The organism is Enterobacter cloacae complex sp. HYC042_NIDB, assembly GCF_056673315.1.
This window is the reverse complement of the sequence record NZ_CP109650.1, coordinates 4,083,888-4,107,954: the sequence shown is the minus strand read 5'-3', so window position 1 is coordinate 4,107,954 and position 24,067 is coordinate 4,083,888. Positions and strand designations below refer to the sequence as shown.

Sequence of the window (24,067 nt, the reverse complement as noted above, 5' to 3'; positions counted from 1 at the left end):
TATGCGCGTGATTGTCACGTGGGTAAAATGGTTCACCTGTGAAACTCATTGTTTATTAAGGTAAAAATGAAATTAAGTTTCACAGGTGAAACACCATGGTTTTCTCTTCTTTTATTTTTAAGGAACAAAAAGAAAAGAAGTCAATCACTGTTTATTAAAATTTAAGGCCATCGATAAATCGTATTCTTTCACACCGAAATAATGAAAATTTCATATCGCTGCATTTTTTCGTGATCCTTTGCACACTTAGTTAATTAATTACCGTTTGATTAACAAATTCGTCACATTGCTGCTTGACGAAACATTCATCGCTTTTATATTGACCGTATTAAATAAGAAACAGAGTTTCATATATGAAACAAAAGCCTGGAGGATCGTGATGAGCTGGATAGGCGTATGTGACGCAGAACAAGTACAGGAAGATTTCCCTTTTAGCGGCAACGTCGACGGTAAAGAGATCGGCGTGTATTTGATTGACGGTGAATATTACGCGCTGGAAGACGTATGCCCCCACGCCTATGCCCTGCTGAGCCAGGGCTTCGTGGAGGACGGCAAGGTGGAATGCCCGCTGCACGAGGCGGTATTCGACGTCAAAACCGGCCAGTGCCTGCACGGCCCCGGCGGGCGCAACCTCAACCGCTACCCGGTTCGGGTTTTTGAAAACCAGATTCAGATTACCTTCGTCGAGGAGACCGTGGCATGAGCGACACCCTGAACTACAACCCGGCGCTGCCGGAAAGCCGTCAGTTTGCCCCACCGGCTGAGGGCGGTAACGGTGCGATCCATAAGCCGGGTGATTACCAGAACCTGATCTGGCAGACCCGCAGCCGCGAGCCGGAAAGCTGGGAAGTGAACCTCATCGCCACGCTGGAAGATCTCTTCGAGAAGGGGGTTGAAACCTTACCGGAGCTGGTGAACGGGCTGAACGCGGTGCGCATGCAGGATCAGCAGGGCGAGCCGTGGAGCGAGGCCAGCTTCCAGGCATTCTTACAGGTTAACGGCTACTGAGGGCAACGCGATGACGACTACCGTACAACACTATCTCGATAAAGGTCTGCGCGGCCTCTGGTATCCGGTGCTGGCGAGCTGGGAGGTGCAGTCTGCACCGGTGGGCATTACCCGCCTGGGCGAACAGATTGTGGTCTGGCGCAACAAAGACGGCCAGGTGCAGGCGCTGGAGGACCGCTGTCCGCACCGCGGCGCACGCCTGTCGATGGGCTGGAACCTGGGCGACCGCATTGCCTGCTGGTATCACGGCGTGGAGGTCGCGGGCAACGGCGAGGTGAAAGACGTGCCCGCGGTGGACAAATGCCCGCTGGTCGGCCAGCAGTGCGTGCGCAGCTACAACGTGCAGGAGGCGCACGGCGCAATCTTCCTGTGGTTTGGCGTCACCGCGGACCAGCAGCCGGACGAGCTGACCTTCCCGGACGAGCTCGCCGATACGGACAGCTTCAGCAACTTCCTCTGCACCGCCGCGTGGAAATGCAATTACCAGTACGCGCTGGAAAACGTGATGGACCCGATGCACGGCACCTATCTGCACTCCTCGTCGCACTCGATGGCGGAAGGGGATCGCAAGGCCGACATGGTGCTCCAGCCGACCAAAACCGGTTTTATTTTTGAGAAAAAAGGGCAGAGCGGCGTCAACTTTGACTGGGTGGAGCTGGGCAACAGCGGCACCTGCTGGATGCGCCTCTCCATTCCGTACAAGAAGCGTTTCGGGCCGGGCGGCCACTTCTTTATCGTCGGCATGGTGGTGCCGGAAGATAACGACAACTGCCGCGTCTTCTTCTGGCGCATTCGCCGGGTGCAGGGCTGGCAGCGCGACATGTGGCGCTTCATGTACCGCAACCGTCTGGAAAAACTGCACTGGGAAGTGCTGGAGCAGGACCGCGTGGTGCTGGAAAGCCTGGCGCCAAACGCCCGCGACCATGAATATCTGTATCAGCACGACGTCGGCCTCTCGCGCCTGCGCCGCATGATGCAAAAGGCCGCCAAAGAGCAGCTGGCGATGCGCGAAGAACAGCAGGGAGCCGCCTGATGAACGGGCTGCTGAGCGGCAAACGCATCGTCATAACCGGTGCCGCGCGCGGGCTGGGCTTTCACTTTGCCAAAGCCTGCGCGGAGCAGGGCGCGGCGGTGGTGATGTGCGACATCCTCAAGGGCGAGCTGGCCGAGAGCGCCCACGCCCTGAGCGAGCGGGGCTATGCGATCGAACCGCACGTTATCGATCTGGCCGATCCACAGTCCATTGAGCAGGTGTTCAGCGCGATTGGCGAGCAGGGTCAGATCGATGGCCTGGTGAACAACGCGGCGATGGCGACGGGCGTCGGCGGCAAAAATATGCTCGATTACGATCCGGATCTCTGGGATCGGGTGATGAGCGTTAACGTCAAAGGCACCTGGCTGGTGTCGCGCGCCGCAGTGCCGCTGCTGCGCGAGGGCGCGGGTATCGTGAACGTTGCGTCCGACACCGCGCTGTGGGGCGCGCCGCGCCTGATGGCCTACGTCGCCAGTAAGGGCGCCGTGATTGCCATGACCCGCTCAATGGCACGCGAACTGGGTGAAAAGCGTATACGCATTAATGCCATCGCGCCGGGGTTAACCCGCGTCGAGGCGACCGAATATGTTCCGGCCGAGCGCCATCAGCTCTACGAGAATGGCCGCGCGTTAACCGGCGCGCAGCAGCCGGAAGACGTCACCGGCAGCGTGGTCTGGCTGTTAAGCGATCTGTCGCGGTTTATCACCGGGCAGCTGATCCCGGTCAACGGCGGTTTTGTCTTTAACTAAGGTGTGGCGATTATGGCAAACGATCAGGAAGTGAAGTATCTGGTGCCGGGGCTGGAGCGCGGTTTACAGCTGCTGTTGGCCTTTGGCGAGCAGCATCGCGATCTGACCTTTGCCGAGCTGCACCGGCTGGTGGATATGCCGAAGGCGACCGCCTATCGCGTGGTGCAGACGCTGGAGTACATGGGCTTTCTGGAGCGCAACGCGCGCACCAATACCTTTTCGCTGGGCATGAACGTGCTGCGTCTCGGCTTTGAGTACATCGCCTCGCTGGACGTGGCGCAGGTCGGCCAGCCGGTGATTGAGCAGCTGCGCGACGTGAGCCAGTGCAGCAGCCATCTGGCGATCCGCGACGGGCGCGACATTATCTACATCGCCCGCGTCAGCGCCGCCGGGTCGCGCATCAATCAGGTCAGCATTGGCACCCGCCTGCCGGTGCACTGCACCTCGCTGGGCCGCATGCTGCTGACCGATATTTCCCGCGCCGAGTTCGAACAGTTGTTCCCGCACGAGCGCCTGCCGGGCAACACGCCGGGGCAACTTCACGACCGCGAGGCCCTGTGGCAGATGGTGCAGCAGGACAAAGCCCGCGGGTTTGTCATCGGCGAATCCTTCTTCCGCCACGGCATCTCCTCCATCGTCTACCCGGTGTATGACCGAAGCGGGCGCGTGGCGGCGGTGGTCAGCATTCTGGTGCCGTCGGAAGAGATCCCGCAGACCGACCGTGAGCGGTTGCAAAACGAGGTTCGCCTCGCGGCGGATAAAATTTCTGGCTTCTTAGGCTATTTGTCACAGGCCAGCTAAATCAGTGAGTTAACGTCAGGCGCTTGACTGCGTCGGGCATGTTTTACGCCCAATTTGGGCCAGATGAGGCAACGAACGATGAGTGTAACCGGAATTGAAAAGCTGGAATTTGGCGTGGAAGACCTGACGCACTGCGCCAAATTTATGCGTGATTTTGGCCTGACGGGCGATGCCAGCGGCCAGCGTTTTACCACCCTGAGCGGCGCGCGCGTGGAGCTGAACCCCATCGACAGCCCAGACCTGCCGCCGGCGTTTGAAGCGGGCAACACCCTGCGCCGCATGACCTGGGCGGTGGCCGCACAGTCAGATCTCGACGCGCTGCGCCCGAAGCTGGCGAGACAGCCCGGCTTTCGCGAAGTGGGCGACGCGCTGGAATGCCTCGATCCGAACGGCATGACCCTGCGCGTGCAGGTCAGCCAGCAGACCGACGTGGAGCTGAACGTTGAGCCGATCAACCAGTGGGGCGATGCCCGCCGTATCGACACGCCCAGCCCGGTTTACGATCGTGCGCAGCCGATCAACGTCGGGCACGTGGTGTTCTTCGTGGAGGAGCTGGCGGCGGTGGAGAAATTCTACCGCGAGGTGCTCGGCTTCCAGGTTTCGGACCGCTACATCAACCGCGCCGTGTTCCTGCGCTGCGGGGTGCGCGGCGGACATCACAACCTGTTCCTGCTGCAACTGCCGAACCGCAGGCGCGGCCTCAACCACGTGGCCTTCACCGTGCGCGACATCCACGAGGTGATCGGCGGCGGTATCGCGATGAATAAAAATGAATGGAGCACCTTTATCGGGCCGGGCCGCCATCCGGTGTCGTCGGCCTATTTCTGGTACGTCAATAGCCCGACCGGCGGCGCGTTTGAGTATTACACCAACGACGACTATCTGACCGAAAACTGGCAGCCGCGCGAGCTGGAGCACTCCCTGGTCTCCTTTACCGAATGGGCGGTAGAAGGCGGGATTGACCACGACACGCGCCGCCAGCAGAAAAAGCCGGAGGCGGTATGACGTCGCGCATTGTCATTATCGGTGGCGGTCAGGCGGGCGGCTGGGCGGCGAAAACCCTGCGCGACGAGGGCTTCGACGGCGAGATCTGCGTGGTGGCGGAAGAGGAGTGGGATTTCTACGAACGTCCGCCGCTGTCGAAAGCGTCTCTGCTGGAGCCGGACGCGGCGCTCCCGCGGCTGTTTAGCGAAGAAGCACAGCAGGCGCTGAACCTGACCTGGTACCGCCCGCTGCGTGCTGAATCAGTCGATCGTGAAGCGAAAACCGTGCGTTTAAGCAACGGCGAACGTCTTAGTTACAACATTCTTTTAATGGCCACCGGCGGGCGGGCGCGCCTGCCTTCGCAGGCGTGGGCGGCGCATCCGCAGGTCTACACTCTGCGCCACTGGCAGGATGCGCAGCGCCTGAAGGCGCGTCTGGCGGAAAGTAAAAGACTGGCGATTGTCGGCGGCGGCTGGATCGGCCTTGAGATTGCCGCTTCCGCGCGCAAAAGCGGCGTAGCGGTCACGCTGTTCGAGCAGCAGCCCGCGCTGTGCATGCGCTCGGTGAGCGGCGAGGTGTCGCAGCGCTTAGAGGCTATCCATCGCGAGCAGGGGGTGGATATCCGTACCGGCTGCGGCGCGCTGGAGCTGGAGGACGATAACGGCCTGCCGGTCATCCACTGCGACGGCCAGCGCGAAACCTTTGACGCGGTGGTGGTGGGGATCGGTGTCGATCTCAATCTTGAGCTGGCGCGCGATGCGGGACTTCGCACCGAGCGGGGGATCGTGGTGAACGCCCAGGGACGCACGTCCGATCCGTTCATCTTTGCCGCCGGCGACGTGGCGCAGCACCATCACTACGGCCTGTGCATCCAGTCCTGGGCCTTCGCGCAGAATCAGGCAGTGGCGACGGCGAAAGCGATGCTTAACCCCGATGCGCCAGGCTACGACGACGGGCCGTGGCTGTGGTCGGATCAATATCAGCACAACATCCAGATCCTCGGCATTCCGCAGCCGGGCAGCCGAACGATAGTGCGTGAAGAGGCGCTGTACTTCTCGCTGGACGACAACGGTCGGCTAACGCAGCTGGTGGCGTTCAACGATGCGCGCACCGTCAAGCTGGCGAAGCGCTGGATGGCGGCGGGGCGGGACCTGTCGGACGTACCGCTCGCCGACCCGGCTTTTTCACTGATGTCATTGCGATAGCTAACCCGCACCCGTAGGGGGAGACATGACTACATTAGAGACCAACACCGCGCCCGTCGAGGCGAGCGGTGAGGGAACCCGCACGCCTGAAAAAGCGGTGCGCTGGGCCATCCCGCTGTCGCTGCTGGCCTGCGTGCTGCTGGCCTTTTTCGACAAAATCAGCATCGCGGCGCTCTTTTCCGACACCCATTTCCAGCAGGCGATGGGCATCGATTTTGACACCACGCGCCTCGGCATTCTGATGAGCGCCTTCCTGCTGAGCTACGGTTTTTCGTCGGTATTTTTGAGCGGTTTAGGCGACAAAATCGCGCCGCTGCGCCTGCTCACCGGGATGATGGCGATCTGGTGCGTGCTGATGGTGGCGATGGGTTTTACCCATAACTACACGCTGATGATCGTCCTGCGCATCCTGCTGGGCGTGGCGGAAGGACCGCTGTTCCCGCTGGCTTTCGCCATCGTGCGCCACAACTTCCCGCAGCATTTACAGGCGCGCGCCACCATGCTCTGGCTGCTGGGCACGCCGGTTGGCGCGGCGATTGGCTTCCCGCTCTCCCTGTGGCTGCTGAACACCTTCGGCTGGCAGAGCACCTTCTTTGTCATGGCAATGCTGACCGTGCCGGTGCTTATCTTTGTGCGCGTTGGCCTGCGCGGGATCCGTCTGGAAGCAAAACCCGGCACCTCGCAGGCGTCCCGGGACGAGCGGCGCGCGGCGCGGCGCGAGCTGTTTGTCAGCCCGCACTTCTGGATCATCTGCATCTTTAACATCGCCTTTCTGACCTACCTGTGGGGCATCAACGGCTGGCTGCCGGGCTATCTCATTAAGGGCAAAGGCATTCATCTGGAGCACGCGGGCTGGCTGTCGTCGATGCCGTTCATCGCCATGCTGGCGGGCGAGGTGATTGGCGCGTGGCTCTCTGACCGGGTCGATAAGCGCGCGGCGGCCTGCTTTATCTCGATGGCGGGGGCGGCGGTAGGCCTGGCGGCGGTGATGCACCTCGACACCCCGCTTGCCATCATCGCGGCGATGAGCTTCAGCACCTTTATGTGGGGCACCGGCGCCCCCAACATTTTCGCCCTGCTGGCGAAAGCCACCCATCCCCGGGTGAGCGCCACGGCGGGCGGCATCTTCAACGGGCTGGGAAACTTTGCGGGCGCGCTGTCGCCGGCGGTGATGGGCGCGCTGATCGCTTTCACCCACAGCATGGATTCCGGGCTGATTTTTCTGGCGGTGATGGCGGCGGTGGGCTGCGTCCTGTTACTGCCGCTGCTGAGACGTTACTGAGGAGAGTGTCATGACTGATTCAACCGTAACCAACAAAACAGGCATCAAACCTGACCACCTGACGATGGAAGAGTGGGTCGAGTCGCGCATCGCGCGCTTCGAAGGCCGTAAATACGACTGGAACGCGCTGAAGTTCCAGGCCGATTTTGACCCGAAATACCGCCGGGCGCAGATGCGCTACATCGGCACCGGAGCAACCGGCGTGGCGAACGACACCAATACCGTGCAGGCGGACCATTTTACCTTCTCCACCATGGTGCTGCCGTCGAAGTGCGAAGGGCCGCTGCACCTGCACGACGACGTGGAGGAGGTGTTCTTCATGCTCAAAGGACAGATCACGCTGATGATCCAGGACGGCGACAACTACACCGAAACCGTGCTGCGCGAGCGTGACCTGATCTCCGTCCCGCCGGGCATCTATCGCGGCCTGTTTAACCACGGGGAAGAAGAGGCGCTGATGTGCGTCATGCTGGGAACCAACAAGCCGGAAATCCCGACCTACCCATCCGATCATCCGCTCTCAAAAGTGAAGCGGAACTAAGGGGGCGACATGACGGCTTTTCGTGAACAGGGAAGCGGCATCCCGCTGATGCTGCTGCACGGGATCAGTTCGGGCGCTGCGTCCTGGCACAAGCAGATGGCGCTGGAGGGCTTTCGCGTGCTGGCGTGGGACATGCCCGGTTACGGCGAAAGCCCGATGCTGGCGGTTGAGCGGGCGAACGCGGGAGATTACGCCGACGCGCTGGCGGCGATGCTCGACCGCGCAGGCGTCTGGCAGGCGGTACTGGTGGGCCATTCCCTGGGGGCGCTGGTGGCCAGCGCGTTTGCGGCGAAGTTCCCTGAACGCGTTATTCATCTGGTGCTGGCGGACGCCGCGCAGGGCTACGGTAATGCCGCGCCGGCGCAGCGAGAGCAGGTCTGGCGTAATCGCGAGCAGCAGATGGCGCTCGGCGGCGACATTCTCGCGCAGACCCGCGCCGCGAAGCTGCTGCGCCCCGGCGCGCGCCCGGACGATATCGCCACCGTCGCGGCGGGCATGCGCAGGCTGCGTCCCGAAGGCTACCTTGCTGCCGCGTGGATGCTGGCGCATGACGACATTCACGGCTGGCTTAAGCGTTACGCCGGTCAATTTGAAGTCTGGTGCGGCGAGCAGGACGCGATAACGCAGCCCGAGCTGGTGCAGGGGCTGGCGCTGCGCTACGGCATGCCGTTTACCGCGATTCCGCAGGCCGGACACGCGAGCTATCTCGATAACGACGCGTTTTTTAATCAACAGCTTTTACGCATTAACGAAGAGGTGCGCGATGAATGCACACATTGACGGCCGCGTAGCGGTCGTTACCGGCGGTTCGTCCGGCATTGGCTTTGAAACGCTGCGCCTGCTGCTGGGCGAAGGGGCGAGAGTCGCCTTCTGTGGCCGCGACCCGGACCGGCTCGCCAGCGCCCATGCGACGCTGCAAAACGACTATCCTGACGGGGAAATTTTCTCATACCGCTGCGACGTGCTGAACGCCGACGAGGTGCAGGCCTTCGCAGATGCGGTGCAGGCGCGCTTTGGCGCGGCGGATATGCTGATCAACAACGCCGGTCAGGGCTACGTGGCGCACTTCAGCGACACGCCTCGCGAGGCGTGGCTGCACGAAGCCGAACTTAAACTGTTTGGCGTCATTAATCCGGTGCAGGCGTTTCAGCCGCTGCTGGAACGCTCCGATATCGCCTCCATCACCTGCGTTAACTCCCTGCTGGCGCTTCAGCCGGAAGAGCACATGATCGCCACGTCGGCAGCCCGCGCCGCGCTGTTGAACATGACGCTGACGCTCTCGAAAGAGCTGGTAGGCAAAGGCATTCGCGTCAATTCCATACTGCTCGGTATGGTCGAGTCCGGCCAGTGGCAGCGCCGCTTTGAAAGCCGGGCGGATAAAAGCCAGAGCTGGCCGGAGTGGACGGCGGAGATCGCGCGCAAGCGCGGCATTCCGATGGCGCGCCTCGGCAAGCCGCAGGAGCCCGCGCAGGCGCTGCTGTTCCTCGCCTCGCCGCTGGCCTCGTTTACCACCGGCGCGGCGCTGGACGTTTCCGGCGGCTTTTGCCGTCATCTGTAAGGACGCATCATGAAGAAGGTAATGTTAATTGGTTATGGCGCCATGGCGCAGGCGGTGATTGAGCGTCTGCCCGCTGGTGTGGCTATCGGCTGGATCGTGGCGCGCGCGTCTCACCATGCCGCCATTCGCGACCAGTTTGGCGATGCGGTCGAAGCGCTGACCTCGCCGATGGCGTGCGCACAAACGCCCGATCTGGTGCTGGAGTGCGCCAGCCAGCAGGCGGTTGCGCAGTACGGCGAAGCGATTCTGCGCCGCGGCTGGCATCTGGCGGTCATTTCCACCGGCGCGCTGGCGGACAGCGCGCTGGAGCAGCGCCTGCTCGCGGCGGGCGGAAAACTGACGCTGCTTTCCGGGGCGGTGGCCGGCATCGACGGGCTGGCGGCGGCGAAGGAGGGCGGGCTTGAGCGCGTCACCTATCAGTCGCGTAAAAGCCCGGCCAGCTGGCGCGGCAGCTACGCCGAGCAGCTTATCGACCTTAACGCAGTCAGAGAGGCGAAGGTCTTTTTTGAAGGCAGCGCCCGCGAGGCGGCGCGCCTGTTCCCGGCGAACGCCAACGTGGCGGCGACCGTGGCGCTCGGCGGCGTCGGGATGGATGAAACCCGCGTGCAGCTGATGGTTGACCCGGCAACGAAACGTAACACCCACACGCTGCACGTAGAAGGGCTGTTTGGCGAATTCCATCTGGAGCTGAGCGGGCTGCCGCTGGCGTCTAACCCTAAAACCTCCACCCTGGCGGCACTCAGCGCGGTGCGCGCCTGCCGCGAACTGGCCCTGAGCTGAGGAGTGACGATGGACGATCTGAATATTTTTATCGGCGGCCAGTGGCGACGCGGCGGTGGCAACCCGATGCAGAGCCACTTCCCGGCTGACGGGTCGCTCAATGCGACGTTGAACGCGGCAAACCTTGACGATCTGCACGACGCGATCGAGGCCGGCGAGCGCGCGTGGCGCGATCCCGTCTGGCGCAACAGCCTGCCGCACGTGCGGGCAAAGATCCTGCACAAGGTGGCGGATCTGATTGAGTCCCGCGCTGACGAGCTGGCGCAGATGCAGAGCCGGGATAACGGCAAGCCGCTGGCGGAGGCGCGCGGGCTGGTGATGAGCGCGGCGGGAACGGCCCGCTACTTCGCCGCCGCCTGCGAGCTGCTGGAAGGGGAACTGCCCACGCCGCGCCAGCCGGATCTGCTGACGCTAAGCCGCTATGAGCCGCTCGGCGTGGTGGCGGCCATCACGCCGTGGAACTCGCCCATTGCCAGCGAGATGCAGAAGGTCGCCCCGGCCATCGCCGCCGGGAACGCGGTGATCCTCAAGCCAGCCGAAGCCACGCCGCTGATGGCGCTGGAGCTGGCGCGCATTTTTGAACAGGCCGGGCTGCCCGCCGGGCTGCTGAGCGTGCTGCCGGGCAAAGGCTCGGTGATTGGCGACGCGCTGGCGCGCCATCCCCGCGTGCGAAAAATTTCCTTTACCGGCGGCACCGCCACGGGCCGCCATCTGGCGCACGTGGCCGCGGAAAAGCTGATCCCGGCGTCGCTGGAGCTGGGCGGTAAATCCCCGACCATCGTGCTGGAGGATGCCGACGTTGAGCAGGCCGCGCGCGGGATCTGCTACGGCATTTTCAGCTCAGCAGGGCAGGCGTGCATCGCCGGGTCCCGGCTGTTTATCCACGAAAGCCTGTACGCGCCGCTGATGGCGCGGCTGCTGGAATTAACTCGCGGGCTGCGCGTAGGGCACCCCTTCACCGACGGCGTTCACGTTGGGCCGCTGATCAATGAGAAACATCGCCAGAGCGTGCAGGAATACGTCGAGCTGGCGAAGCGCGAGGGGGGCCGGGTGCTGTGCGGCGGGGAGATCCCGGCGGATCCTGACCTCGCAAACGGCAGCTTCTTCCAGCCGACCATTATCGAAGGGCTGACGAACGGCGCCCGCGCCTGCCAGGAGGAGATCTTCGGCCCGGTGCTGGTGGCGATGCCGTTTCGCGATGAAGCGGCGTTGATCCGCGAGGCGAACGACTCGGTTTACGGCCTGGCGGCAGGGATCTGGACCCGCGACACCGGGCGGGCGCTGCGCCTGAGCGAGCAGCTGGAGGCCGGTACGGTGTGGATCAACACCTACAAAGTTTTTGCGATTTCGACCCCGTTCGGGGGCTTTAAAGAGAGCGGTCTGGGCCGCGAAAAGGGCATTCAGGGGCTGAAAGCCTGGATGCAGCAAAAGAGCATTTATCTGGCGACGGGTAACAGCGTCAACCACTGGTGCGACTGAGAAAGGGTGAGCAATGAGCGAAATGATAACCGTCGGCGACGCCATCGCCAGAACGCTGGAGCAGTATCAGGTTGAGGCCATCTACGGCGTCATCTCCATTCACAACCTGCCGATCGCGGACGCGGTAGGGCAGCGGGGCAAAATCCGCTTCGTGCCCGCGCGCGGCGAGGCGGGTTCCGTCACCATGGCCGACGCCCACGGGCGATTTTCCGGCCTCGGCGTGGCGCTGACCAGCACCGGCGCGGGGGCGGGGAACGCGGTAGGCGCGCTGGTGGAGGCGATGAACGCCTGCACGCCGCTGCTGCATTTAACCGGACAGGTTGAAAAGGCCTGGCTGGACGCTGACACCGGGTTTATCCACGAGACCCGCGACCAGCTGACCTTCCTGAAGGCCAGTTCAAAACGGGCGTACCGCATCAGCAATGCCAGCCAGGCGATAGCCATCCTGCATAAAGCCATTCAGGAGGCGCAGACGCCGCCGTGCGGGCCGGTCTCCGTGGAAATCCCGATTGATATTCAGGGGGCTAAAATTCCTCTGTCTCTGGTGACCGCACCGGTGAAACCAGCTTCGGCTGCAGCTGTGGATCCCGCGATGGTGGATGCTTTATGGGCGCAGCTCAGGCAGGCTAAACAGCCGCTGCTGTGGCTGGGCGGCGGGGCGCTGGGAAGCGCTGACGCGGTGAAAAAGCTGGCCGATGCGGGCGTGACGGTGATCTCCAGCACCCACGCGCGGGGCGTGCTGCCGGACGACCATCGTGCCAGCCTGCGGGCGTTCCACAATTCGCCGTCGGTAGAGGCGCTGATTGCGCAGTGTGATTTTACGCTGGTGGCCGGTTCTCGCCTGCGCAGCAACGAAACCCGCTCCTGGACGCTGGAGTTGCCGTCTCCACGCGTGCAGATGGATATCGACCCGGCGGCGGCGAGCCGTAACTATCTGATGGATAACACGCTGATAGCCGACTGTTCAGCGCTGCTTGGCGCGCTGGCTGAAAAAGCGCAGGGCCGCGAGTGGGGCAACGCCCAGTGGGACGCGCAGGTGCAGCAGGTGGTCTCGCAGGCTGAACAGGGCCTGCGCGAGCAGTGCGGCGCCTATGCGAAGCTCAACGACGCCATTGAAAAAGCCCTGCCGCAGGACGGCCTGCTGGTGCGCGATATCACCGTTTCCGGCAGCCTGTGGGGCAGTCGTCTGTTCCGCGCTAACGGTCCGCTGATGAACATTCACTCTCTTGCCGGGGCGATTGGCATGGGGCTGCCAATGGCGATTGGTACCGCGATTGCCAACCCGCAGCGCAAGGTGGTGGGGCTGGTGGGCGACGGTGGCCTGAGCCTGAATTTAGGCGAGCTGGCGACGCTGGCGCAGGAGAAAGCTAACGTGACGATGCTGATCATGAACGACGGGGGCTACGGCGTGATGCGCGGCATTCAGGATAAGTACTTCGGCGGGCGACAGTATTATAACGAACTGCATACGCCGGACTTTACCCTGCTGGCACAGGCAATTGGCCTGCAGGCGTGGAGCGTTGAGCGGGCAGAGGATTTTGAAGCCGTGATGACGGAAGCGCTGGCGATGCCGGGACCGTCGGTAGTGGAAGTGCGGATGGGTCAGATTGGCGCTCTGAAGTTTGCCGGGCCGCCGCAGAAAACGCTTTACTAGCTGTTTTCCCTCTCCCTGAGGGAGAGGGAGAAAACAGTAGTCCGGGTAAGGCGAAGCCGCCACCCGGCTTGTTTTATTAGAATACGTTAAACGGGTATTCCACGTAGGCGCGGATCTCGTCCCCGCCCACGTTATAGTCGCTGGCGTTGCTGGAGACGCGCAGCACGGAGTAGCGCAGTTTCAGCTTCAGATCTTTCGCCGGGCCGTCCTGCACCTGGTACTGGATCTGGTTAAACCACTCGTGCTCTTTGCCGTTGCTGGTTTCAGAGGTCTTGATATTGTCGCCGCGCACGTAGGCGGTGGTCCAGCTCAGGCCCGGCAGGCCGAGTCCGCCGAAGTCCAGGCCGTAAGAGGCCTGCCATGAGCGTTCGTCTTCACCGTTAAAGTCAGACCAGTAGGAGTTCGCGAGCCAGATGGTGTTGCCGCCGTCGCCCACGCCGCCCTTGTCGCGATATCCGCCGTAGTTGTAGCCGGTGCTGCCGCTGCTCTGCTGGTACGCCACTTTGAACGTGTGAACATCCCAGATGTAGCTCGCCGCCAGGCTCCAGATGGTGTTGCTGCGGCCGGTGTCGAGGCTGTCAGCGTAGCCCTGATCCAGACGCGAGTTATAGCCGTTAAAGTCGAGCACCAGCTGCTGCCCGGTGCTGAACGGCTGTTTGTAATTCAGCCCCAGGTACTGTTTGTTCATCACCTCTTCGTTATGAGAGGCGTATAGCGCGCCGCTGAACTGGTCGTTGAACTGGTAGCTTGCGCCACCGAAAGTCAGGCTTTTCAGGCCGCTGTCGTGGCGGTCGTCGCTTTTACGCTGCTCGTCGGTGAAATAACCGGCGTTCACTTCCAGCCCGTCGATCTCTTTAGACGTCAGCATGGCACCGGTGTAGCTTTCAAACAGCAGGCGGGAGCTGTCGGCGTTAACGATAGGCAGTTCAGGACGCTGGTTACCGTAGCTCAGCACGGTATTCGAGATCCGCATTTTGGCGGTAGCGCCAAATTTCGCTAAATCGGATTTGGCCCGGCCATCGTCTTCCTGTTTAAAGAAGTCGATACCGCCCGCGCCGCTCTTGCCGCGACCGCCGTCCAGGCGCACGCCGTACTGCGCGATGCCGTCCACGCCAAAGCCCACCAGCCCTTCGGTATAGCCGGATTCAAAGGTGGCGATGATCCCCTGACCCCATTCGGCTTTATCCTGCTGGCCCTGATGGTAGTCACGGCTGATATACGCATTGCGTAAAAACAGGTCTAAATGGCTGTCGTCGATAAAACCCTTGCTGTCAGATTGCTGGCTTGCAGCGGCGGGTAATGCGGAGAATAAACTTAAAGCAATTAACGATAATTCTTTTTTCACGGAGGGAACGTCTCTGTCTTAATATATTAAATTGAATTACTGCGCGTTTGATAATTACCGGAAAGATTAACGATTGCAATAAATATGTGACCAGACGTTTCAGCCGGAAAGGGTAGGTCTGACGGGGCTTTCAGAGGTGTTACCGATACGTGCGATTTAGTTAGCAATTCATGCGAAATAAAAAGGAGGCAAAATTGCCTCCTTCCAAAATTATTTAATTCCGTCTGCGGCCATTCGGTCGCGAATATGCTGCGCGCGCGCTTCTGAGGCCGGGTGATCGTCAAACATGGAGCTCTGGCGACCCGCTTCCAGTTTTGCCAACTTTTCGAAGCTGGTGGCTAAACCGGATGGATTAATACCGCGTTTGCGCAACAGATCGTAGGAGTAGTCGTCCGCTTCGGACTCCTGACGCTGCGAGAACTGGGAGTTAACCAGTTTTTCACCTACGTCACCAAGCTGCGACTGGGACAGGCTGCCAACGATGCCGCCCGCAGAGGCCGCCGCCGCGCGAATGGCGTTGGTGCCTAAGGCAACCTGCATCCCTTTCTTCACGTGGCCGAGCGCAACGTGACCCATTTCATGGCCGATAACCGCTTCCACTTCGTTGTCGGTCATCATATCCATCAGCCCGCTGTAGACGCGGATACAGCCGTTAGCCATCGCGAAGGCGTTGACGTCTTTCGCCATGTAAACCTTGTAGTTCACCGGCTGGCCGTTGATGTTATCGCCGAGCGCGGAAGCAATCTTATTCAGACGCTGTGTGTAGGTACTGTCAGCCGGCGCAAGCGTGGCTTTTCCGTCCATATCTTTACAGGCCTGATCGCTCAGCGCTTTAACCTGCGCGTCGCTCAGGGAGTAGGCCTGAAAGGCTTCTGCACCTGAGGTCATCAGACCGTTAGAGTCCATATTCTGACAGCCGCTCAGCACGAGCGTTGTACCCAGGGCCAGCACTATTGCACGCATTTTCATGAGGTTGCTTCCGTACTCGTTAAACTGAATAAAATCCGAAAAGTGCCCCCGCAACGAAGCCGGGGCGGGATAAGTATAAGGAATATCTACAGGCGCGGGCGAGCAGATTGCGCAACATGCGAGCATGATCCAGAGATTTCTTAAGCTGCAAAAGAATGGTCCATGTACATGCCCTGCGGCTTGGGTTACATTGTTGGCACTTTTTTCCGGCGTAGCCCAAAACGCGCTGTCGTCAAGGGCATGGCCTTTAACAGTCCGATCTGGAGTTAAAATGTCCTCACGTAAAGAGCTTGCTAATGCTATTCGTGCGCTGAGCATGGACGCAGTACAGAAAGCCAAATCCGGCCACCCGGGTGCCCCTATGGGTATGGCTGATATCGCCGAAGTCCTGTGGCGTGATTTCCTTAACCACAACCCGCAGAACCCGGCATGGGCTGACCGCGACCGTTTCGTGCTGTCTAACGGCCACGGCTCTATGCTGATCTACAGCCTGCTGCACCTCACCGGCTACGATCTGCCAATCGAAGAGCTGAAAAACTTCCGTCAGCTGCACTCCAAAACTCCAGGTCACCCGGAAGTGGGCTACACCGCTGGCGTAGAAACCACCACCGGCCCGCTGGGTCAGGGCATTGCTAACGCTGTGGGTATGGCGATTGCCGAGAAGACCCTGGCGGCGCAGTTCAACCGTCCTGGCCATGACATCGTTGACCACTTCACCTACGCTTTCCTGGGCGACGGCTGCATGATGGAAGGCATTTCTCACGAAGTGTGCTCCCTGGCTGGTACCCTGAAACTGGGCAAACTGGTGGCGTTCTACGACGACAACGGTATCTCCATCGACGGTCACGTTGAAGGCTGGTTCACTGACGACACCGCCGCACGTTTCGAAGCCTACGGCTGGCACGTTGTGCGTGGTGTTGACGGCCACGATGCTGACTCGATTAAACGTGCAGTAGAAGAAGCTCGCGCAGTCACCGACAAACCGTCCCTGCTGATGTGCAAAACCATCATCGGCTTCGGTTCTCCGAACAAAGCGGGCACCCATGACTCCCACGGCGCACCGCTGGGCGACGCGGAAATCGCACTGACCCGTGAAGCACTGGGCTGGAAACACCCTGCCTTCGAAATCCCGTCTGAGATCTATGCTCAGTGGGATGCTAAAGAAGTGGGCCAGGCGAAAGAAGCGGCCTGGAACGAGAAATTCGCTGCCTATGCGAAGGCGTTCCCACAGGAAGCGGCTGAATTCACCCGTCGTATGAAAGGCGATATGCCGTCTGACTTCGACGCGAAAGCCAACGAATTCATCGCGAAGCTGCAGGCGAACCCGTCTAAAATCGCCAGCCGTAAAGCATCTCAGAATGCGATTGAAGCGTTCGGTCCGCTGCTTCCGGAATTCCTGGGAGGCTCCGCTGACCTGGCGCCTTCTAACCTGACCCTGTGGTCTGGTTCTAAGCCAATCAACGAAGACACTGCCGGTAACTACATCCATTACGGTGTACGTGAGTTCGGTATGACCGCTATCGCGAACGGTATCGCTCTGCACGGTGGTTTCCTGCCATACACCTCTACCTTCCTGATGTTCGTGGAATACGCACGTAACGCCGTGCGTATGGCTGCGCTGATGAAACAGCGTCAGGTGATGGTCTACACCCATGACTCCATCGGTCTGGGCGAAGATGGTCCAACTCACCAGCCGGTAGAGCAGGTAGCTTCCCTGCGCGTAACCCCGAACATGAGCACATGGCGTCCATGTGACCAGGTTGAATCTGCGGTGGCGTGGAAATACGGCGTTGAGCGTCAGGACGGCCCGACCGCGCTGATCCTCTCCCGTCAGAACCTGGCGCAGCAGGAGCGTACCCCTGAGCAGCTGGCAAACATCGCCCGCGGTGGCTATGTGCTGAAAGATTGCGCAGGCCAGCCTGAGCTGATCTTTATCGCGACCGGTTCTGAAGTTGAACTGGCTGTAGCAGCATGGGAAAAACTGACTGCCGAAGGCGTGAAGGCGCGCGTGGTTTCCATGCCGTCTACCGATGCGTTCGACAAGCAGGATGCGGCTTACCGTGAATCCGTACTGCCTAAAGCGGTTTCCGCTCGCGTGGCGGTGGAAGCGGGTATCGCTGACTACTGGTTCAAATACGTGGGCCTGAACGGCGCTATCGTTGGTATGACCACCTTCGGTGAGTCTGCTCCGGCAGAACAGCTGTTCGAAGAGTTCGGCTTCACCGTTGAGAACGTTGTCGCTAAGGCGAAAGAATTGCTGTAATCGCCGTTTTGCCCGGTGGCGCTTACGCTGACCGGGCCTACAAATGGCTCAAAAGTAGGCCGGGTAAGCGCTAGCGCTTACCCGGCTTTTTTGCGTCATTATTCCAACGAAAATGTGACGCAAGTCATATAGCTCGCTTATTCATCTGGACAGACATTCCTTTTATTCCCCGATTCGCTTATTCTTGCTGAAGCGTTTCAGTCGATTAAATGTTCGACAATTGACCAATCAATCGCAGTTTGTGATAGCAAAGATTCCCCTTCGGGCGTCGCTGGATTACTCTTTCAGCCACCTCAAACTCAGGGATTGCTTTGCAGGAGATCTATGACCGTACGCGTAGCGATTAATGGCTTCGGTCGCATCGGGCGTAATGTGGTTCGTGCTTTGTATGAATCCGGACGTCGGGCGGAAATCACCGTGGTGGCAATCAATGAACTGGCGGATGCTGCTGGCATGGCGCATTTATTGAAGTATGACACCAGCCACGGACGCTTCGCCTGGGATGTGCGCCAGGAAAGAGATCAGCTTTTTGTGGGTGATGACGCTATTCGTGTGCTGCATGAGAACAGCATTTCCGGGCTACCCTGGCGTGAACTGGGTGTGGATGTCGTGCTTGACTGTACCGGTGTGTATGGCAACCGCGAACACGGCGAAGCGCATCTGACAGCAGGCGCGAAAAAAGTCCTGTTTTCTCATCCCGGAAGTAACGACCTCGACGCGACCGTCGTGTTTGGCGTCAACCAGCATGAGCTGCAAGCCGAGCACCGCATTGTTTCCAACGCCTCCTGCACCACCAACTGCATTATTCCGGTCATCAAACTGTTAGACGATGCGTATGGCATTGAATCCGGCACCGTAACCACGATTCACTCCGCCATGCACGATCAGCAGGTTATCGACGCCTATCACCCGGATTTACGACGCACTCGCGCGGCGAGCCAGTCAATCATCCCGGTGGACACGAAACTGGCTGCAGGGATCACCCGAATTTTCCCGCAGTTTAATGACCGTTTCGAAGCGATTGCCGTGCGTGTTCCGACGATAAACGTCACCGCAATCGACCTCAGCGTGACGGTGAAAAAACCGGTAAAAGCCTGTGAAGTCAACCTGTTGCTGCAAAAAGCGGCACAGGGAGCATTTCATGGTATAGTTGACTATACGGAATTACCGTTGGTCTCAGTAGATTTTAACCACGACCCGCACAGCGCCATCGTGGATGGCACGCAGACGCGAGTCAGTGGTGCGCACCTTATCAAGACGCTGGTCTGGTGTGATAACGAATGGGGCTTTGCTAACCGAATGCTCGACACCACGTTAGCCATGGCCGCAAAAGGTTTCAGGTAGAGCGCACCTTGCGCTTGCAAAACTTTAAGAATCAACGAGAGGATTCACCATGTCTGTAATTAAGATGACCGATCTGGATCTGGCAGGTAAACGCGTTTTCATCCGTGCCGATCTGAACGTACCGGTTAAAGATGGCAAAGTGACCAGCGACGCGCGTATCCGTGCATCTCTGCCAACCATTGAACTGGCTCTGAAGCAGGGCGCTAAAGTGATGGTCACCTCCCACCTGGGCCGTCCAACTGAAGGCGAGTACAACGAAGAGTTCTCTCTGCTGCCGGTTGTTAATTACCTGAAAGACAAACTGTCCAACCCGGTTCGCCTGGTGAAAGATTACCTGGACGGCGTAGACGTTGCCGAAGGTGAGCTGGTTGTTCTGGAAAACGTTCGCTTCAACAAAGGCGAAAAGAAAGACGACGAAACCCTGTCCAAAAAATATGCTGCACTGTGCGACGTATTCGTGATGGATGCATTCGGTACTGCGCACCGTGCGCAGGCATCTACCCACGGTATCGGTAAATTCGCAGACGTCGCGTGTGCGGGTCCTCTGCTGGCTGACGAACTGGAAGCACTGGGTAAAGCACTGAAAGAACCTGCTCGCCCAATGGTCGCTATCGTTGGTGGTTCTAAAGTGTCTACCAAACTGACCGTTCTGGATTCCCTGTCTAAAATCGCTGACCAGCTGATCGTTGGCGGTGGTATCGCGAACACCTTCGTTGCCGCTCAGGGCCACAACGTGGGTAAATCCCTGTACGAAGCAGACCTGGTTGACGAAGCCAAACGCCTGCTGGGTACCTGTGATATCCCGGTTCCAACTGACGTTCGCGTGGCGACCGAGTTCTCCGAAACCGCAACCGCGACCCTGAAATCAGTAAACGACATCAAAGACGAAGAGCAGATTCTGGACCTGGGCGACGTTTCTGCACAGAAACTGGCTGAAATCCTGAAAAACGCAAAAACTATCCTGTGGAACGGTCCTGTTGGCGTGTTCGAATTCCCGAACTTCCGCAAAGGGACTGAAATCGTGGCTAACGCAATCGCAGACAGCGAAGCGTTCTCTATCGCAGGCGGTGGTGACACCCTGGCAGCAATCGACCTGTTCGGTATCGCTGACAAGATCTCCTATATCTCCACTGGTGGCGGCGCATTCCTCGAATTCGTGGAAGGCAAAGTACTGCCAGCAGTAGCAATGCTCGAAGAGCGCGCTAAGAAGTAAGCCATTCAAGGGCAGGGAAACCTGCCCAATTTTCAGCGCGCTTTTAAGAGCTCGCACCTTTTCTAACGGCCGAAGATACAGGACTAAGCAACATGTCTAAAATTTTTGATTTCGTAAAACCTGGCGTTATCACTGGTGATGACGTACAGAAAGTGTTCCAGGTAGCTAAAGAAAACAACTTCGCTCTGCCAGCAGTTAACTGCGTAGGTACCGACTCCATCAACGCCGTACTGGAAACCGCTGCAAAAGTTAAAGCACCGGTTATCGTTCAGTTCTCTAACGGCGGCGCTGCGTTCATCGCAGGTAAAGGCGTGAAAACTGACATTCCTCAGGGTGCTGCTATCCTGGGTGCTATCTCTGGTGCGCACCACGTTCACCAGATGGCTGAACACTACGGTGTTCCAGTTATCCTGCACACTGACCACTGCGCGAAGAAACTGCTGCCGTGGATCGACGGTCTGCTGGACGCGGGTGAAAAACACTTCGCGGCAACCGGTAAGCCACTGTTCTCTTCTCACATGATCGACCTGTCTGAAGAGTCACTGCACGAAAACATCGAGATCTGCTCTAAGTACCTGGCGCGCATGGCCAAAATGGACATGACCCTGGAAATCGAACTGGGTTGCACCGGTGGTGAAGAAGACGGCGTGGACAACAGCCACATGGACGCTTCTGCCCTGTACACCCAGCCAGAAGACGTTGATTACGCTTACACCGAGCTGAGCAAAATCAGCCCACGCTTCACCATTGCAGCGTCCTTCGGTAACGTGCACGGCGTTTATAAGCCAGGTAACGTGGTTCTGACCCCGACCATCCTGCGTGATTCTCAGGAATACGTGTCTAAGAAACACAACCTGCCGCACAACAGCCTGAACTTCGTCTTCCACGGCGGTTCCGGTTCTTCTGCTCAGGAAATCAAAGACTCCGTAAGCTACGGCGTAGTGAAAATGAACATCGATACCGACACCCAGTGGGCAACCTGGGACGGTATCCTGCAGTACTACAAAGCGAACGAAGCTTACCTGCAGGGCCAGCTGGGCAACCCGAAAGGCGAAGACCAGCCGAACAAGAAATACTACGATCCACGCGTATGGCTGCGCGCTGCTCAGACGTCCATGGTGACCCGTCTGGAGCAGGCTTTCAAAGAACTGAACGCAATCGACGTTCTGTAATTTGAGCTGCTGACAGCATCAGAAGGCCCGCAAATGCGGGCCTTTTTTTATGCTTTTTCAATATCCTGCAATACCTGTTTTTGTGATCTGTTTGGCAAAGCCGGTGCTTTTTGTTTACCCTTTACTGACCTGCCTGTCTCCATGGGGGATGGATTTTGTGTTTTGGTTTAACAAAAGGAAGAATAAATGGAACAACTCGATGTTGTAGACAGCATCAATAACGCCGGCAACTGGCTGGTGCGCAACCAGGCCCTGCTGCTGAGCTATGCCGTGAACATTGTCGCGGCGATTGCCATCATCATCGTCGGGATGATCGTGGCGCGTATCGTGTCGAACGCCGTCAACCGTGTGATGGTCGCACGACACATTGACGCCACGGTGGCTGACTTCCTCTCTGCACTGGTGCGCTACGGCATTATCGCCTTCACGCTGATTGCCGCGCTGGGCCGTGTTGGGGTGCAAACCGCCTCCGTGATTGCCGTTCTTGGTGCCGCCGGCCTGGCCATTGGTCTGGCACTGCAGGGCTCGCTTTCAAACCTGGCGGCGGGCGTACTGCTGGTGACTTTCCGTCCGTTCCGTTCCGGTGAATATGTTGACCTTGGCGGCATCGCCGGTACCGTGTTGCAGGTACAGATTTTCTCTACCACCCTGCGTACCGTCGATGGTCGTATTGTGGTGGTACCGAACGGGAAAATCATTGCGGGCAATATCATTAACTTCTCCCGCGAGCCGGTGCGTCGTAACGAGCTCATCATCAGCGTGGCGTATGATTCCGATATCGATCAGGTGAAGTCGCTGATCGCAAATATCATCGCCTCTGACGACCGCATTCTGAAGGACCGCGAGCAGACGGTTCGCCTGAACGAACTGGGTGCTTCCTCTATTAACTTCGTGGTGCGTATCTGGAGCAAAAGCAGCGATCTGCAAAACGTTTACTGGGATGTGCTCGAGCGCATCAAGCGCGATTTCGACGCCAACGGCATCAGCTTCCCTTACCCGCAGATGGACGTAAACGTCAAAAAAGTCAAAGAAGCAGAATAACGTCACCCGTAGGCCCGGTAAGCGCTCGCGCCACCGGGCTTTACTTTTATAAGCTCCGCTAATACCCAATTAATATTATCCATTTCCTCTAATGTGATTCGCGCAGTATAGTCAGCCTCCAGAACAACACTGCGAGAAAATCGTCATGCTATCTTATTATTTTCAAGGGCTTGCCTTAGGTGCGGCCATGATCCTTCCGCTCGGCCCGCAAAACGCCTTCGTGATGAATCAGGGCATTCGCCGCCAGTATCATCTGATGATTGCCCTGCTGTGCGCGGTGAGCGATCTGCTGCTGATTTGCGCCGGCATTTTTGGCGGCAGCGCGCTGCTGATGCAGTCGCCCTGGCTGCTGGCGCTGGTGACCTGGGGCGGCGTGGCGTTTCTGCTGTGGTACGGATTCGGTGCCCTGAAAACGGCGATGAGCAGCAACATTGAGCTGGCAAGCGCCGAAGTGATGAAGCAGGGCCGCTGGAAGATTATCGTCACCATGCTGGCGGTCACCTGGCTAAATCCGCACGTCTACCTTGACACCTTCGTAGTGCTGGGCAGCCTGGGCGGACAGCTGGACGTTGAGCCGAAACGCTGGTTTGCGCTCGGCACGGTCAGCGCCTCTTTCCTCTGGTTCTTCGGTCTCGCCATTCTGGCGGCATGGCTGGCGCCTCGTCTGCGGACTGCCAAAGCCCAGCGCATTATTAATACCCTGGTGGGGCTGGTGATGTGGTTTATTGCTTTTCAGCTGGCAAAAGAGGGCATTCACCACGTCCAGGAATTGTTCAACTAATCCTTGTCTTATGGACAACTGAGCAAGACCCGCTAAGCTTGCTGGCATGAGCCCTGTTGTTAGGGCACTCTTCGCAACATGGAGGAATGACAGTGAAGTTTAAAGTGATGGCCCTCGCGGCATTAGTAAGTTTCGGTGCGGTGTCGGCGCAGGCAAGTGAACTGCCGGATGGCCCGCACATCGTCACGTCAGGCACCGCAAGCGTGGACGCGGTACCGGATGTTGCAACCCTGGCAATTGAAGTGAATGTGGCGGCGAAAGATGCCGCTTCCGCCAAAAAACAGGCAGACGATCGTGTTGCGCAATATCTCTCTTTCCTGGAACAGAACGGTGTTGCTAAAAAAGACATCAGCTCTGCGAACCTGCGTACCCAGCCCGATTACGACTACCAGAACGGCAAAAGTATCCTGAAAGGCTATCGCGCCGTGCGCACTGTGGAAGTGACCGTGCGTCAGCTGGACAAGCTGAACTCTCTGCTGGACGGTGCGCTGAAGGCCGGCCTGAACGAAATCCGTTCCGTGTCGCTGGGCGTTGCGCAACCGGAGAAATACAAAGACGAAGCGCGTAAAGCGGCGATTGATGATGCCATTCATCAGGCGGAACAGCTGGCGTCTGGCTTCAAGAGCAAGCTTGGCCCGGTATACAGCGTGCGTTACCACGTCTCTAACTACCAGCCAAGCCCGATGGTTCGGATGATGAAGGCGGACGCCGCGCCGGTTTCTGCTCAGGAAACCTACGAGCAGCCAACGATTCAGTTCGACGATCAGGTTGATGTGGTGTTCCAGCTGGAACCCGTTGCAGCACAGCCGAAACCTGCACAATAATCAATAGGCCGGGTAAGGCGTAGCCGCCACCCGGCTTTTCA

The 24,067-nt window shown here is 59.1% G+C and carries 23 protein-coding genes; 21 read left to right on the top strand and 2 right to left on the bottom strand.

Annotated elements, in window-relative coordinates; translation table 11 throughout:
- The first annotated feature begins 379 nt into the window (after window positions 1–379).
- From OKF39_RS19605 to OKF39_RS19540, 14 genes are all read left to right on the top strand, one after another.
- The gene (locus tag OKF39_RS19605) at window positions 380–703 is read left to right on the top strand and encodes a Rieske (2Fe-2S) protein (RefSeq protein ID WP_003860044.1); all 324 of its coding nucleotides are present in this window, start codon (window positions 380–382) and stop codon (window positions 701–703) included.
- Window positions 700–1,008 (top strand): recombinase-like helix-turn-helix domain-containing protein, encoded by a 309-nt coding sequence (locus OKF39_RS19600; RefSeq protein ID WP_479983273.1) that lies wholly within the window; start codon window positions 700–702, stop codon window positions 1,006–1,008. The genes OKF39_RS19605 and OKF39_RS19600 overlap by 4 nt, the downstream gene beginning before the upstream one ends.
- A 10-nt stretch (window positions 1,009–1,018) precedes the next feature.
- Window positions 1,019–2,041, top strand: a complete 1,023-nt coding sequence (locus OKF39_RS19595) for an aromatic ring-hydroxylating oxygenase subunit alpha (RefSeq protein WP_028014352.1) — start codon at window positions 1,019–1,021, stop codon at window positions 2,039–2,041.
- Window positions 2,041–2,790, top strand: coding sequence for an SDR family oxidoreductase (locus OKF39_RS19590; protein ID WP_059358280.1), 750 nt, complete (start codon window positions 2,041–2,043; stop codon window positions 2,788–2,790). The genes OKF39_RS19595 and OKF39_RS19590 overlap by 1 nt, the downstream gene beginning before the upstream one ends.
- A 12-nt stretch (window positions 2,791–2,802) precedes the next feature.
- Window positions 2,803–3,591: an IclR family transcriptional regulator gene (locus tag OKF39_RS19585; RefSeq protein ID WP_479983272.1), complete on the top strand. Its 789-nt coding sequence runs from the start codon at window positions 2,803–2,805 to the stop codon at window positions 3,589–3,591.
- Between the two features lie 78 nt (window positions 3,592–3,669).
- Window positions 3,670–4,596: a VOC family protein gene (locus OKF39_RS19580; RefSeq protein ID WP_063438564.1), complete on the top strand. Its 927-nt coding sequence runs from the start codon at window positions 3,670–3,672 to the stop codon at window positions 4,594–4,596.
- On the top strand, window positions 4,593–5,780 hold the full coding sequence (locus tag OKF39_RS19575) for an NAD(P)/FAD-dependent oxidoreductase (RefSeq protein ID WP_479983271.1): 1,188 nt from the start codon (window positions 4,593–4,595) through the stop codon (window positions 5,778–5,780). Before OKF39_RS19580 ends, OKF39_RS19575 begins: the two co-directional genes overlap by 4 nt.
- Window positions 5,781–5,805: 25 nt before the next feature.
- Window positions 5,806–7,062: an MFS transporter gene (locus OKF39_RS19570; protein WP_045260759.1), complete on the top strand. Its 1,257-nt coding sequence runs from the start codon at window positions 5,806–5,808 to the stop codon at window positions 7,060–7,062.
- A 10-nt stretch (window positions 7,063–7,072) separates the two neighbouring features.
- Window positions 7,073–7,603, top strand: a complete 531-nt coding sequence (locus tag OKF39_RS19565) for a cupin domain-containing protein (protein ID WP_017382915.1) — start codon at window positions 7,073–7,075, stop codon at window positions 7,601–7,603.
- A gap of 9 nt (window positions 7,604–7,612) precedes the next feature.
- On the top strand, window positions 7,613–8,383 hold the full coding sequence (locus OKF39_RS19560; RefSeq protein ID WP_069732728.1) for an alpha/beta fold hydrolase: 771 nt from the start codon (window positions 7,613–7,615) through the stop codon (window positions 8,381–8,383).
- Window positions 8,367–9,161, top strand: coding sequence for an SDR family oxidoreductase (locus OKF39_RS19555; protein ID WP_047367429.1), 795 nt, complete (start codon window positions 8,367–8,369; stop codon window positions 9,159–9,161). Before OKF39_RS19560 ends, OKF39_RS19555 begins: the two co-directional genes overlap by 17 nt.
- Before the next feature lie 9 nt (window positions 9,162–9,170).
- Window positions 9,171–9,941: an aspartate dehydrogenase gene (locus OKF39_RS19550; RefSeq protein WP_136343753.1), complete on the top strand. Its 771-nt coding sequence runs from the start codon at window positions 9,171–9,173 to the stop codon at window positions 9,939–9,941.
- 9 nt (window positions 9,942–9,950) lie between these two features.
- Entirely contained in the window at window positions 9,951–11,420 is a 1,470-nt protein-coding gene (locus OKF39_RS19545; protein WP_479983270.1) for an aldehyde dehydrogenase, read from the top strand.
- A 13-nt stretch (window positions 11,421–11,433) separates the two neighbouring features.
- Window positions 11,434–13,074: a thiamine pyrophosphate-binding protein gene (locus OKF39_RS19540; RefSeq protein WP_479983269.1), complete on the top strand. Its 1,641-nt coding sequence runs from the start codon at window positions 11,434–11,436 to the stop codon at window positions 13,072–13,074.
- Between the two features lie 76 nt (window positions 13,075–13,150).
- Here OKF39_RS19540 and OKF39_RS19535 read toward each other — a convergent pair whose 3' ends face one another.
- Together OKF39_RS19535 and loiP are read right to left on the bottom strand one after the other, a co-directional pair.
- Entirely contained in the window at window positions 13,151–14,419 is a 1,269-nt protein-coding gene (locus OKF39_RS19535) for an OprD family outer membrane porin (protein ID WP_479983268.1), read from the bottom strand.
- A gap of 210 nt (window positions 14,420–14,629) precedes the next feature.
- Window positions 14,630–15,388, bottom strand: coding sequence for a metalloprotease LoiP (gene loiP / locus OKF39_RS19530; RefSeq protein ID WP_028014340.1), 759 nt, complete (start codon window positions 15,386–15,388; stop codon window positions 14,630–14,632).
- Between the two features lie 271 nt (window positions 15,389–15,659).
- Between loiP and tkt the strand changes: the two genes are divergently transcribed.
- From tkt to OKF39_RS19495, 7 genes are all read left to right on the top strand, one after another.
- On the top strand, window positions 15,660–17,651 hold the full coding sequence (gene tkt, locus OKF39_RS19525) for a transketolase (protein ID WP_041908344.1): 1,992 nt from the start codon (window positions 15,660–15,662) through the stop codon (window positions 17,649–17,651).
- A 324-nt stretch (window positions 17,652–17,975) separates the two neighbouring features.
- Window positions 17,976–18,995 (top strand): erythrose-4-phosphate dehydrogenase, encoded by a 1,020-nt coding sequence (gene epd, locus OKF39_RS19520; protein WP_047367434.1) that lies wholly within the window; start codon window positions 17,976–17,978, stop codon window positions 18,993–18,995.
- Window positions 18,996–19,044: 49 nt separating this feature from the next.
- The gene (gene pgk / locus OKF39_RS19515; protein ID WP_028014337.1) at window positions 19,045–20,208 is read left to right on the top strand and encodes a phosphoglycerate kinase; all 1,164 of its coding nucleotides are present in this window, start codon (window positions 19,045–19,047) and stop codon (window positions 20,206–20,208) included.
- Window positions 20,209–20,300: 92 nt separating this feature from the next.
- Window positions 20,301–21,380, top strand: coding sequence for a class II fructose-bisphosphate aldolase (gene fbaA, locus OKF39_RS19510; protein WP_008499731.1), 1,080 nt, complete (start codon window positions 20,301–20,303; stop codon window positions 21,378–21,380).
- A gap of 186 nt (window positions 21,381–21,566) precedes the next feature.
- Window positions 21,567–22,421 carry a small-conductance mechanosensitive channel MscS gene (gene mscS / locus OKF39_RS19505; RefSeq protein ID WP_003860082.1) on the top strand — a complete coding sequence of 285 codons (855 nt, stop codon included), beginning with the start codon at window positions 21,567–21,569 and terminating at the stop codon, window positions 22,419–22,421.
- Window positions 22,422–22,566: 145 nt separating this feature from the next.
- Window positions 22,567–23,202, top strand: a complete 636-nt coding sequence (argO, locus tag OKF39_RS19500) for an arginine exporter ArgO (RefSeq protein WP_047367435.1) — start codon at window positions 22,567–22,569, stop codon at window positions 23,200–23,202.
- Window positions 23,203–23,294: 92 nt separating this feature from the next.
- Complete coding sequence (locus OKF39_RS19495) at window positions 23,295–24,026, top strand: oxidative stress defense protein (RefSeq protein ID WP_028014336.1); 732 nt, start codon at window positions 23,295–23,297, stop codon at window positions 24,024–24,026.
- The last annotated feature ends 41 nt before the right edge of the window (window positions 24,027–24,067 follow it).